At 59.4% G+C, this 12,296-nt stretch carries 13 protein-coding genes; 4 read left to right on the top strand and 9 right to left on the bottom strand.

Annotated elements, in window-relative coordinates; translation table 11 throughout:
* Positions 1-60: 60 nt before the first annotated feature.
* Positions 61-1,314, bottom strand: coding sequence for an MFS transporter (locus ACX3YF_RS22010; protein ID WP_458974244.1), 1,254 nt, complete (start codon positions 1,312-1,314; stop codon positions 61-63).
* Between the two features lie 248 nt (positions 1,315-1,562).
* Here ACX3YF_RS22010 and ACX3YF_RS22005 point away from each other — a divergent pair, with 248 nt between their 5' ends.
* The gene (locus tag ACX3YF_RS22005; RefSeq protein ID WP_458974243.1) at positions 1,563-2,591 is read left to right on the top strand and encodes a D-cysteine desulfhydrase family protein; all 1,029 of its coding nucleotides are present in this window, start codon (positions 1,563-1,565) and stop codon (positions 2,589-2,591) included.
* Between the two features lie 220 nt (positions 2,592-2,811).
* Here ACX3YF_RS22005 and ACX3YF_RS22000 read toward each other — a convergent pair whose 3' ends face one another.
* Together ACX3YF_RS22000 and ACX3YF_RS21995 are read right to left on the bottom strand one after the other, a co-directional pair.
* Positions 2,812-3,273 carry an HvfA family oxazolone/thioamide-modified RiPP metallophore gene (locus ACX3YF_RS22000; RefSeq protein WP_458974242.1) on the bottom strand — a complete coding sequence of 154 codons (462 nt, stop codon included), beginning with the start codon at positions 3,271-3,273 and terminating at the stop codon, positions 2,812-2,814.
* Positions 3,274-3,570: 297 nt separating this feature from the next.
* Positions 3,571-4,452 (bottom strand): metallophosphoesterase, encoded by an 882-nt coding sequence (locus ACX3YF_RS21995; RefSeq protein ID WP_458974858.1) that lies wholly within the window; start codon positions 4,450-4,452, stop codon positions 3,571-3,573.
* Between the two features lie 545 nt (positions 4,453-4,997).
* Between ACX3YF_RS21995 and ACX3YF_RS21990 the strand changes: the two genes are divergently transcribed.
* Positions 4,998-5,558: a lipid-binding SYLF domain-containing protein gene (locus tag ACX3YF_RS21990; RefSeq protein ID WP_130205292.1), complete on the top strand. Its 561-nt coding sequence runs from the start codon at positions 4,998-5,000 to the stop codon at positions 5,556-5,558.
* Positions 5,559-5,642: 84 nt separating this feature from the next.
* Here ACX3YF_RS21990 and ACX3YF_RS21985 read toward each other — a convergent pair whose 3' ends face one another.
* The 3 genes from ACX3YF_RS21985 to ACX3YF_RS21975 all read right to left on the bottom strand — a co-directional run bounded on the left by ACX3YF_RS21985 (position 5,643) and on the right by ACX3YF_RS21975 (position 8,889).
* A complete protein-coding gene (locus ACX3YF_RS21985) occupies positions 5,643-6,515 on the bottom strand; it encodes a DNA/RNA non-specific endonuclease (RefSeq protein WP_458974241.1) in 873 nt (290 codons plus the stop codon).
* Positions 6,516-6,864: 349 nt separating this feature from the next.
* A complete protein-coding gene (locus ACX3YF_RS21980; RefSeq protein ID WP_130205296.1) occupies positions 6,865-7,806 on the bottom strand; it encodes an AEC family transporter in 942 nt (313 codons plus the stop codon).
* 72 nt (positions 7,807-7,878) lie between these two features.
* Positions 7,879-8,889 carry a mandelate racemase/muconate lactonizing enzyme family protein gene (locus ACX3YF_RS21975; RefSeq protein ID WP_448646756.1) on the bottom strand — a complete coding sequence of 337 codons (1,011 nt, stop codon included), beginning with the start codon at positions 8,887-8,889 and terminating at the stop codon, positions 7,879-7,881.
* 357 nt (positions 8,890-9,246) lie between these two features.
* Between ACX3YF_RS21975 and ACX3YF_RS21970 the strand changes: the two genes are divergently transcribed.
* Positions 9,247-9,981, top strand: a complete 735-nt coding sequence (locus ACX3YF_RS21970; protein WP_130205300.1) for a FadR/GntR family transcriptional regulator — start codon at positions 9,247-9,249, stop codon at positions 9,979-9,981.
* 94 nt (positions 9,982-10,075) lie between these two features.
* On the opposite strand, the gene ACX3YF_RS21965 is transcribed toward ACX3YF_RS21970, so the two are convergent.
* The 3 genes from ACX3YF_RS21965 to ACX3YF_RS21955 all read right to left on the bottom strand — a co-directional run bounded on the left by ACX3YF_RS21965 (position 10,076) and on the right by ACX3YF_RS21955 (position 11,573).
* Positions 10,076-10,309 carry a hypothetical protein gene (locus tag ACX3YF_RS21965; RefSeq protein ID WP_103404779.1) on the bottom strand — a complete coding sequence of 78 codons (234 nt, stop codon included), beginning with the start codon at positions 10,307-10,309 and terminating at the stop codon, positions 10,076-10,078.
* 260 nt (positions 10,310-10,569) lie between these two features.
* A complete protein-coding gene (locus ACX3YF_RS21960; RefSeq protein ID WP_103404778.1) occupies positions 10,570-10,914 on the bottom strand; it encodes a hypothetical protein in 345 nt (114 codons plus the stop codon).
* Between the two features lie 122 nt (positions 10,915-11,036).
* Positions 11,037-11,573 (bottom strand): winged helix-turn-helix transcriptional regulator, encoded by a 537-nt coding sequence (locus ACX3YF_RS21955; RefSeq protein ID WP_288101404.1) that lies wholly within the window; start codon positions 11,571-11,573, stop codon positions 11,037-11,039.
* A 97-nt stretch (positions 11,574-11,670) separates the two neighbouring features.
* Here ACX3YF_RS21955 and ACX3YF_RS21950 point away from each other — a divergent pair, with 97 nt between their 5' ends.
* Positions 11,671-12,294: a cysteine hydrolase family protein gene (locus ACX3YF_RS21950; RefSeq protein ID WP_458974240.1), complete on the top strand. Its 624-nt coding sequence runs from the start codon at positions 11,671-11,673 to the stop codon at positions 12,292-12,294.
* Positions 12,295-12,296 lie beyond the last annotated feature (2 nt).

Here is a 12,296-nt window from a genome sequence, read left to right as displayed (position 1 = left end):
CACCGGCTGCGGTGTATTTGCACCCTCAACCTATGCCCGGCATATGATCATGTAAAATGATCAATTATGAATCTGGTGATCGTTTTTAGTGAATTTCAGTGCCCCCGAATGAAAACGATTTTTCACCCAACCATTGATTCCGGCACAGAACACCAGCAGCGCGCCCGTCACCAGGAACACCGGGTGCAATCCAAAGTGCGCACCGACCTGGCCACCGATCAAAGGCCCGATCACCTGCCCCGAAAATTGCGCCGATTGCAGATAGCCCAGGACTTTGCCGGTGTTGTGCTCCTCCACTGAATGGCGGATCAGCTTGGCGATGGCCGGCAGCAGTCCGGCAATGGTCATGCCCATGAGCCCGCGCAGAATCGCCAGTTGCCACCATTGGGTGACAAACGCCTGGGGCACCATGACCGCGCCCGTCAACAGCAAACAGCCGATGATGACGTTCCAGCTGCCGACACGGTCCGCCAGCGCCCCCAGTCGTGCGGCGGTCAAGATGCTGCCCAGCGCGGAACAGGCCATGATCACGCCGGCGATGCGCGCCTGGTCATCCAGTGCGACACCCAGGTGGCCGATGTACACCGTGATGATCGGTTCGATCGACATGTTGGCCAGCAACACCATCATCGCGGTCGACAGTAACGCGGCGATGACCGGCCAACGCGAACTCCCGCGTTCAATCCGCGTGCCTCTGTCGCGGCGCGCCCCGTCCGACGCGCGATCGAAATCCTCACGAATGAGCAGGATTGTGGTGACGGCAGCCACCGCGATCATGGCGCCACCGACGAAGAACGTGCCACGGATACCGACGAACTCCGGCAAGAACCCTCCCACCAACGGCCCGATCAAATTGCCGGACAATGCTCCCGTCGACAGCACACCCAAAGCCCAGCCGGCCTTTTCCTTCGGCACCTGGGAACCGATCATCACGATGGAGGCCGAAGCGTAGCCACCGATCAGACCCGCGATCAGGCGCAGCACCACCAGATCGGTCACGTCCCGCGCCAGCCCGATCATCGACATCACGACAGCCATGCCGATGGCTGCTCGAACCAACATCGGCTTGCGCCCATAACGGTCGGCCAGACGCCCCCAGATCGGCGCTGTCAGCGCCGTGCCGAAAAACGTCGCCCCGAATGCCACGGCCGACCATTGCACCACCGCCGCCTGCGAAGTGACGCCCAACTGCTGCACGTAGAGCGGCAAAAACGGCAGCAACATGCTCAGGCTCACCAGCGTGGTGAAGGAACCGAACACGCAGACAGCCAGGTTGCGGCGCCAATATAAAAGATTGCGATCGACATAATTCATGGGGGCTCCGGTAGTGTGTTCGGCTTGAAGAACTGGATTCAGGCGGACACTACGCGGGACAACACATCTTAAAAAACGAATTAATTTGATCAGAGCAATCTGTATGAGTGATACCAAGAGCAGGCGTGGGCTCCAGCGCTCATTACATGGTGTATCAACTGTAATTCCCCATGACGCAGTTATCTTTCGTGATGACGCTTAATAGAGTGACAGACCCACTCCATCCTCTACCTCACGAGCACACCGGCATGCCCCATGACTTGAGTCACCTCGAAACCGCGCTCGCCGCCTACCCGCGGGCAACGCTGCTCGAAGGCCCGACACCGATTCAGAAACTGTCCCGATTGAGCCAGTTGCCCGAGATGAACGGCTGCAATCTCTACGTCAAACGGGATGACCTGACAGGTCTCGGTGGTGGCGGAAACAAGCTGCGTAAACTGGAGTTCTTACTCGGCGAAGCCTTGGCGCAAGGTGCCGACACACTCGTGACCTGGGGCGGCTTCCAATCCAATCACGCGCGGTTGACCGCTGCTGTCGCGGCTCGCCAGGGCCTGGCCTGCGAACTGATTCTGACCCCGTCCGCCGTGCGCGCCGACGATGACTTTCGTCACAACGGCAACGTTGTGCTGGACGCCCTTTTCGGCGCGAAGATCCATCGGCTTCCCCTTGGCGTCGTTCCTGATGGTTATGCCGCCGAGCGGGTCGAAAAACTCAGGCATGAAGGTCAAAAACCCTTCGTGATGCCGCTGGGCGGCTCCAGCCCCAGAGGCAGTCTGGGTTACGCCGCCTGCGCGGCCGAGATCCTGCGCCAGGCCGATGCGCTCGGTGTGCATTTCGACCGGATCATCGTTCCCAATGGCAGTGCCGGAACCCATTCAGGCCTGTTGGCCGGCATCACCCTCGCCCACTCATCAACGCAAATCGCCGGCTATACCGTACTCGCTACCGAAGACCAGGCGGCGACCACGACCCTGGAAAAAACCCGCCAGGTTCTGCAGCTACTTGCCCCCCGCGCCACGCTGGCCGAAAGCGCAGTCAGCGTCGACGGCAGCCAGCGCGGCGAAGCCTATGGCGCACCCACCGAGGCCATGCTCGAAGCGGTACGGCTGCTGGCATCCCACGAAGGCCTGCTTACGGATCCCGTCTACGGCGGCAAGGCCTTCGCCGGACTGCTGGCGGCGGTTCGTGCCGGCGACTATCCGGCAGGAAGCAACCTGCTATTTGTGATGACCGGCGGCCTGCCCGGCATTTTCGCTTACCGCAACGCCTTCGACTGACCGGACGCTCACGCGGGATTTGCCGTGCCCCGTATTTCCGGTTCGACCAATACCCTTTGTGGGAGCGAGCTTGCTCGCCATGGCGTCGGCACTGCCAGCATTGATGTTGCATGTGCTGACGCCTTCGCCGGCAAGTCAGCGCTTGCAAAAAGTCCCCTGCCTGAAAACCAGAAAACCTCCCTGGGTGCGACCCCGGGGAGGTTGGAACGGCGCGATGCCATCAGCCTTGGGCTTTGCTCATTTTGGTGAACAGTTCAGTCGGCACTTTCTTGCCGTTGGAGGTGTACTGGTTGGTGCGGTACTTGTAGACCTCGGCCTCGGAGAGGTAACCGTCATTGTTGGTGTCCATCGCCTTGAACTCTTCGCCCCCCTGGGGAGCAACAGCCAGCAGCTCCTTGAGCGACACGCGGCCATCGTGATCGCTGTCGGTACGGGCGAAGGATGCATCGCCGCACTTGCCTTCACCGCATTTTCCTTCACCGGTCTTGGTCGCCTTGGCGCCGGTTTCGCTGGCACCACACTTGCCTTCGCCACACTTGCCTTCACTGGTCTTTTCCGCCGACGCGAGTTGATAGCCTTGTAGCAATGCGTCTGCGGCAAAGGCGGACGAAGCGAGGTTCATGCTGCCGGCCAGTGCGACTGCAATCAGGCCAATGCGGGATTTGTTCGACATACGGGACATGGTGGTTCTCCGGGTACGGTGTGCGGCCAAGCCGCTAAGGTCATTGCCACGAAGGCGATAAGCCGTGGTGCGAGGGCGTTGTGCTTTCTCGCTAAGGCAGGGCTATTTGACTGCAACCGTGTATCCCGGATGTATCAGGATCGAGGGGCATTTGTAAGCCAGTCTGCGTACGCCGCGTTCGGATACACAGCGATACACGGGGCCCACATGCCGGGCGTCACATTTCGAGGACTTGGCCGGATTCATCCTGCCAGGGCACTTCGGGCGCCCTGGCTTTCAACGCTGCGAAATCGACCGTCAGTGCTTCGACTGGGCGATGCTTTGTGGATCGACGTCGGGAAGCAAGCACCCCTTGGCCATCCACGGGCAGTTTCTGGCCCAGCGATAGTCGGACTCCAGATCACCTCGATCGTTGTAATACGCCAGCCGTAACTGATCGGCGTTAAAGTCGAGTTTGGCAAAGCCGGCCCGTGATGCGGCGAACGTGCTTTGCTCCGGGGAGATACTCAAGTTGTCGAGCTTCTGGCCGCCCGCACCGGAGATGACCCACGCGGGTTCCCCGGCACGCAGCAGCTGCTGCTGATTGTGATTATGTCCGGACAGGAACAGATCAACCTTATTGCGTTGCAACGCCGGCAGGAGCCGGGCGATCAAGTCCGACTCTTCACCATGTTCGCCCTCATTGCGCACCGGGTGATGGGACGCTGCAATACGCCACACCGGAGCCGGGCCGGGTGCCTGGAACGCCTGATCGAGCAAGTCGATTTGCTGTTTCAGGCTTTCACGTGGCGCCGACGTATCGAGGAACACCATTCGCACCAACGGACGCCCATCGACGCTGCCGAAATCCTTGGTGTAAAAGTTCATCGGCATTTGCCAGCGGCCCGACCCCTTGTGTTGTTGGCCGTATTCGATTTCGACCTTCTGCGACACCGGGTAATCGTGGTTGCCCAGGACCGCGTAGAACGGCACGTGACTGAGCCAGTGCCCCCAATAGACCCGCTCGAATTTGATTTGCCAGCTCAGGTCATGGGTACTGGTCAATGCCTTGCCGTAGAAGTTGTCGCCCAGCAGCACCACCATGTCCAGGCGCCCTTCTCTGGCCGCAACCTGTTCCATGGCCTGCCCTACCCGCCACTGCTGCATGTTTGCGCTGCCTTGATCGCCCAACGCGATCATCGACACAGCGGAAGGCTCCAGACCTGACAACGGAACAAAGGGCGATGGCGGGGTGTACAGCCAATAACCGCCAGCGGCCAATATAAGAACGATGGCGAGGCCTGCGCAGCGCACAATCCTTCGGAGTACCAAGCGTTTTGCAGACAGCGATGGAGTCGTCGTGCGTTTCAATCAGGAACTCACTGGGCAGGGTCGATCAGGGGGGGGTTAATGAAGCTCGAACTACCTTTCCAATTAATCACAGCAATTGTTCACACTTTGTTAAAAAATGGTGACGCACACCTTTCCAATCGCTTTTCCCCTTTCGGTGGTTAAAAGCCAGGCCCGCCATCGAACGAAAGTGCCGGTCAACGGCGAACCCGGCCCTCGCACAGTGGTCACAACAAATGATGGCATCGCGACTGATCAAGGCCTCCGGCCTGCACAGCGACGCTTGCGATTCACACACTTTAGGGTGCGCCGGATACTTTCAGTGGGTTCCGTTCCTGTCTGAGGCAGGTGCTGACCGCCACTCTCGTCCCTTGCTCCCTTATCGGAGTACGCAAATGACTCAATCAATGCGCTTCTTCCTGTCGATGGTCCTCGCGACAGCAACATTGGCATCGACAAGCCTCCTGAACACTGCGGGGGCGGCCACCGCCGAAGACCTGAATACCGACTCTCGACAAGCGTTGCAGAGGCTCTACAAGAGCAATCCCTTATCCGAGACCCTCTCGCACAAAGCCAAAGCCGTGCTTGTCTTCCCGAAAATCATCAAGGCGGGCCTCGTATTCGGCGGCAGCTATGGTGAGGGTGTATTAATGAAGGGCACGAAAGTCGAGGATTACTACAACTCCGTCGGCGGTTCGTGGGGGCTGCAGGCGGGCGCCCAATCCTATGGCTATGTGGTTTTCCTGATGAACGACAAAGCCTTGAAATACGTCACTGAAACCAAGGGCTGGGAAATCGGCGTAGGGCCGACGGTTGTGGTGGTCGATGAAGGGGTTGCGAAGAACCTGTCCAGCTCGACGCTGAAGGACGACGCCTACGCGTTTATCTTCGACCAGCAAGGATTGATGGCCGGGATCAGTATCGAAGGGACGAAGATATCCCTGATCAAGCGCTAGACCCGGCCACGCGTGATGCCGGGCTATGTGCAGCACCCCTGGGTTGCGTGCAACCTTGGGGTGCCACTCATCAAGTCGACGCCATCAACTGCGCCCCACTGAACCCGTGACCGGCAGATTGCCCAGCAATTTGAGTCCGGTACTTTTCACGAAAGCGTCATAGTCCATCGGTCTCCCGATACGGGTTTGCGCGTTGGGGAGTACGTAAGCCCAGGCCCGCTTGGACGATGCGTCATACACCAGCTTGAACAAGCGCGTCGGCACCCAGACCTTGTTGTCGCCAATCGTCGCGTGGCCAGCGTCGAAAAGCGGTCCGGTGAAGACAAAGACATTGCCGTCGGCCCGCTTGGCAAACTTCCTGACGTCGGACTCGACCTTGCTCCAGATCTTGCGGTTATTGGTCGGGTCTTGCGGAACCATGTTCGACAGCGCGAAGGACTGGGCCATTGCATTGGGGCTCGGCGCATCGGCGGCCGGGGATTGATGACCGCGGTCCACGGCCGGATGCTGGCTGCGGTAATCGCTCAATTCTGCCCGCCCACCCTTGGGGATACGAGGGTCCGGGTAGAACTGGTTGGTGCGTTCCTCCCCTTTTGCATCCTGTAGCTGCGCGGCATTAAGACGCTCTACGACCACCAGCGGCGTCTTGCTGGTTTGCGAGTACAGCACCGCGAAATTGTCGGAACACAGGGCCAGGGGGTTCATGGTGGAAGGCACGGTGGCCAGGTTGATCGGTCTGGAGGCCGGGAACAGATCCGCGCAGCCATCGAACGACGGTTGCTTCTGTTTGTTTGAATAGAGGTCCAGTGCCGCGCTCTGGCTGATCGAACCGGAGCGGGACTGCTGTTCCTGATGCTGGGCAGGCGGCTTGATGAGGTCCAGCAGACTGCGGGCTTCTGCCCCGGTCGAGAGCAAAACAAGGGCTGACAGCCCAACTGCAATTTTGCGTAGGTGCATGCTTTAGATTCTTCGAATGGAATGGCGGGAAAGCGTGAGGCGAGTGCCGTATCACGAAACCGGGTGGAGAATGTTGCGGTTACATGGCGGCGAGCATGCTTTCACTGTCCTTGATCAAAATACCGATACGAACCCGATCGGCTACGAGCGGCATGACCACTGAAGGGTCGTGCGGGATTTATTGACCGTCACAACTCACATTAGTGCTGAACGGCGCTCGCATTCTACGCGCACGTCGAAGAAGCGATCGACAGAGAACGACCGTGGATTCATAAAAGACCGCAGCCTGCGGCCGTTCCTGCAGGCTGCGATAGTTGAAGGCGGCACCTGTTCACGCCGTTGGACATGCTCAGGCTGCGGCAAGCCCTCCATCGATCAGGTAGATCGCCGCAGAAAACGTCACGATCGACAGCACGGTACTGACCAGAATGGAGGTCGCGGCTTCACTCTGATAGGCGCCGGTCTGGTTCGCGAACATGGCCGGGATGGTCGCCGATGGAAGCGCGCACAGCAGGATCATCTGTTGTGCGTAAAGCCCGTGGGTGCCCAGTACGACAGTGGCGGCGAACATCAGTACCGGGTGGATGAACAGCTTGAGCCCGAGGTTGCCCCACACTTCACCGGACATTTTCAGTTTCTCCGACGACATGATCAAACCCAGGCACAGCAGCGATACGCCAGGCGTCGCCTTGCCCAGAAGCGTGAGGGACTCCGCCGCAATTGGCGGCATCTTGATCTGCAGCAGCGAGATCAGAATGCCCAGGGCCGGTGCCCACATCAGCGGACGGCGCACCGCCCCCGACAGGCTCGACACGAACGCCTGGGAACCACTGCCCTTTCCATCGGCAATGGTGAGCAGCATGGTCGTCAGCGGGATCATCACCAGGCTCGCGACCAGGTTCAGCACGAGCACCGAATAAATGCTGCCGGCGCCGTACATCGTCGCGAGGATGGGGATGCCCATGAAAGCTGCGTCCGGGTAACCGTTGACGAAGCCCTTGAGCGTTGCAACCTTGAGATTGCGAGTGGTGAACCAGCCGATCGCCAGCGCAATCGTGTACATGCCCATGATGCCGATGAACGTGGCCGCGACGAACTTGAAGTCGAGGAGCTGTTCGCGCGGCGTGCTCGCCATCCCGACAAAAAGCAGCGCCGGGAATATCCAGCCCAGTACCAGCCGGCTGATCAGCAAGCTGTCCGAATGGGTCAGTCGTCCGCGCTTGCCGGCGATATAGCCCAACGCGATCACAAAGGCGACGGGCAGAATGGGCCCTACGATCCTGTCTAACATGTCCGCAATCCTCGTATTTATTTTTATCAAGAATGTCGCCATCACCCGGTAATGACCGGGCGGCTTGGGTGGTCAGGGTTTGAAGCGGTAGTCGCGGATGACGTCCTGGTCCGGCTCGATGCCGAGCCCCGGCCCTTGCGGTACGTCGATGCGTCCGTTACGCGGAATGATGGCGTCGCCATAGAGCTGCGCTTCGAGATCGAAGTAACGCCATTCGACCAGGGATTTCGCACCACCCAGGGCCGCACTGCCATGCACGGCGGCCAGCAGTCCGGGGCCGTCATAAAAGGCGTGGACCATCACGGTGACGCCGTGGGCGTTAGCCAGTGCATAGACTTTTTGCAGTTCGGTGATGCCGCCCATTTTGGCCGGGCTGGGCTGAACGAAGTCGACCGCGCCGGCTTCAAGCAGGTGCTGGAAGTCCATCAGCGTCGATGCATTTTCGCCGGCTGCAACCGGGATGCCGCCTTGCTGGCGCACCGTTGCCAGCCCCGAATAGTTTTCCGGCGGCCACACCGGCTCTTCGATCCAGCGCAGATTCAACGGGCGAAGTTTCTCGGCCATGTCGAGCGCTTCGCGCACCGTCCAGGGGGCGTTGACGTCGAGGGTGATTTCCACCCCGGGGCCAGCGGCTTCGCACGCGGCGCGAATGACCTCGACATCCACCTCGTGCAACTTGAGGTGGCGGAAACCGCTGTTGACCGCGCGCTGTACGTTGATGCGGATGAGTTCGGGGTCGGCATAGCGGATCAGGCTTGCATAGGCCGCCAGCGAAGTGGCTTCACTGCCGCCAAGCAGTTGGTAGATCGGTCTGCCGGCCGCTTTGCCCGCGATATCCCACAGCGCGATGTCAATCGCCGAGAGCCCGTAGATGAAGGCACCGCTGCGACCGAAGACGTGAAATTTCTTCTGCAGATCGCCCTGCAACTTCTCCCGCCGAGTGGCATCACTGCCGATCAGTTCGGGCGCAAGGATAGTGTCGATCACGACTTTGACAGCGGGTATCGCGGTAAAACCGAAGGTTTCACCCCAGCCAACGATGCCGTCATCGGTGGTGATCTTGACCACGAGGGAATCGACCATCTGAAGGTCTTTCGGCCCCCAAACCCCGCCGGCCGACCGCCCTCCTGTAGTAAAGGGGATTCGCAGCGGAATGGTTTCAATACTGGCAATTTTCATAGACGGTGCCTCAAGCAGGTTGCAACGGTGGCGCGGTGTTTTTGGATTTCGCCCGTGCCAGGTTGAGGACAACGTACAAGACATCCTGTTGCCCTTCAACTGAACAACCGCTATCTGTTGATGACTCCAGATCAAATAAATATTTAAACTATTGTTTTTATTGATTTTTTAGACTTATGTCGATTATGAAATTCAGTTTCAACTGTCAGGAACAAGTCTTCTGATGTAGATTAAGTAGACAAGTGAGAGGAATGAATCCGCATGAGTGAAATGAATGTGCAACCCGTGGCGCGGCGCCCTCATCTGGCTGAGCACATCGCCCGCTCGTTGAGTGACGAGATTGCCTCCGGCCGACTGCGGCCAGGCGACCGCCTTCCGACCGAACAGTTTCTCTCGCAAAACTTCGGCGTCAGCAGGAATGTGGTGCGCGAAGGCATCGCCACGCTTCGAGCCCAGGGGCTGATCCAGTCGCGCCAGGGCGTGGGCGTATTCGTCTCGGCTGCCGCCCAGTCACCGGAGCCTTTGGCGCCGCGTGAAAGCACGCCGTTGCTGGACGGTGACAATACGATGCGCAACATGTTCGAAGTGCGGGCGGTACTGGAAAGCCAGGCCGCTGCACTGGCGGCATCGAACATGACGCCCCGCACGCTGAAAACGATTCAGGCGGCGGTGCTGCGAATGCAATACGAAGGGGAACCGACTCTGGACACGGTCAACGCTGACCTCGACTTCCATCGGGCGGTGGCTGCCGCGTCAGGCAACGACTACCTCGAGACAATGATCCGCACGGTGCTCGAACCGATGCGCGCGCTGATCTCCATGACCTTTGCACGGCGGGGTCCGGTGTTCAGCAATATTCCCCATGCAGCGCGCGGCGAGCATGAAGACCTCGTGCAGGCATTCGTCAACCGGGATGCGGAAGCGGCGCGTCGGATCATGGGCCAGCACATTGTCAGTGCCGCATCGCGATTCGGCTACGAGATCAAGTTCTTCTGAGGCCGCCAGTTGTCTCATTGTTCTACAACAAGCCAGGTGACTGTGACGCAGTCGCGCCGGGGGACAGGCACCAGGGATCTGTCCCCTGCCCCCATCAAGGCACCAGCAGTGCTTCATGGATCTCGATGGAAGGCACAGCACCGTCCACACGCCGGCTATCAAGCCAGCCCCTGGTTTTGCCGACATCAAAAATCTGGCCCTGCTCCATCAGCGTCAGGATGAGCTCATCGGACACGCGATAGCGGCCGCACTCCGGGCAATCTCTCTCTTCCCAGGGGCCGTGACACTGAATTCGCTGTGCGACGCCGGCACAAATAAGACAACTCATCACGATCACCTTTTTATAGTTGTGCCCGATCGGTCATGGCCCTCACGCTCGAGCGCGCTGATCTGGCAGGTGATGGGTCGACCGAAGAAAGGTGGGTAAAGTTCGTGGCCTTGTCGCTTACAGTGCGGACAGGTCGCATTCGTTGATCCGCTCAACGCCCGCGAACTTTTAAGGCAATACCCATGGCATCAATTCAGGTCCATCAGGCGCGCTCGCACGAGCGCGCAGATGTCATGGAAACGGAACGACCGGCGCGCTGCTTAAAGGCACTCCTGCGCGGCGCGTTCGAGTGGGGAAGGACCGAAAGTCGAAGCCAGCAGCGCACGCTCGTACAAAAACACCTTGCCGCCATTCGATGCCTTGTCCTTGTAGGCCTCAAGCACATCGTCCGCGGCGACTTTGCTGGACACGACGATCCGGTAGCTGCGCTGGGTCTCCGATACGGTGGCTTGCAGCGAGTCGTGCTGCAGTTTCGGTAATACGCAGTGTGCGTAATCCGCAGGAGCTTTCCTGGTCTGCAACGTCAGCGTCGGGGCGTTCGGAGCCGAGGCACAGCCCGACAACAGCAAGCATGCGACGAGCGCTTGCCGGGTCAACATATTCATCGCGCAAATTCCTGGGAAGCATTTGGATGTGCGCGATTTTCCTTGTTTTTGGCAAACAACAAAACTTGAGATCGGTGATGGTCACTATTACCTGAACGAATAGTCACCCGTAGTGGCCAGGCTCAGTCAGGCTTATCGACTTTCGTTGAGGGCTCCGCGGCACGACTGCCCTTGAACGCATCACGCCGCGCCTGTCGCTCCAGGGCATAAGCGGCACTCGGCTCACTGATCAATTCTTCACGGCGCAACAGCTGGCCACAATGTTCGCAAAGCGGCCCGAGCCCGGCGGGTTGCCCGCAGGTCTGGTGGGTGTATCGGACCGCCAGGCCCTCCTCTTGCGATTTGCACCAGGTTTCCCCCCAGGCACGCAAGGCAAGAATCACGGAGTAAAAGGCCTGCCCCTTTTCAGTGAGGTGGTACTCATGACGCAGCGGTCGTTCGCTGTAGGCCTGACGTTCGACCAGCCCGTCGGCTTCCAGGCTTTTCAGGCGTGCGGCGACCATCTGGGGAGTGCCGCCTGTCTGCGCCTGGATCTCATCGAAGCGATGACTGCGCATGAACAATTCCCTGAGCACCAGCACGGTCCAGCGATCTCCGACGACCGATTCGGCCCGGGAAATCGGGCACAGGGTTTCAGGACTACTCTTTTTTATCGCCATACGGTCTTGCCTCTTTCATACTTACTATGATTATCATATCTACAACATGCCGAGGCAAGCCCGTGGCACCGATCAACCCTTCCCTGGAGAATTTGTCATGTCGAACGTTGCCTACCCGCTTGGCCGGACCGCTTACCTGCTGGTCGACCCCTACAACGATTTTCTGTCCGAGGGCGGCAAAGTCTTCCCGTTGATCAAGCCGATCGCCGAGCAAGTCGGCCTGCTCGACAACCTGCGCGCCCTCGATCGTACCGTCCGTTCCCTCGACATTCCGGTGGTCATCGTACCGCACCGGCGCTGGGAAAAAGGCGACTACGAAAACTGGGATCACCCGAGCCCCTCCCAGTGCAAGATCCAGCACATGCACCACTTCGCACGCGGCGAATGGGGCGGTGAATGGCACCCGGATTTCGCGCCAAAGGACGGTGACATCGTTGTTTCCGAACACTGGGGATCGAGCGGTTTCGCCAACACCGACCTCGATTTCCGCTTGAAGCAAATGGGTGTCACCCACGTGATCATCGTCGGCCTGCTGGCCAATACCTGCATTGAGGCCACCGCCCGTTACGCTCAGGAACTCGGCTACCACGTCACCCTGGTGCGAGATGCCACTGCGGCATTCAAGCCGGAAATGATGCACGCCGCCCATGAACTCAACGGCCCGACGTTCGCCCACGCCATCGTGACGACGGGCGAACTCATCGCCACGCTGGCGCAGTAAGG

The organism is Pseudomonas fluorescens group sp. PF-69, assembly GCF_054481235.1.
The sequence above is the reverse complement of the archived record's forward strand: the minus strand, read 5'-3'. Positions and strand labels throughout refer to the sequence as shown.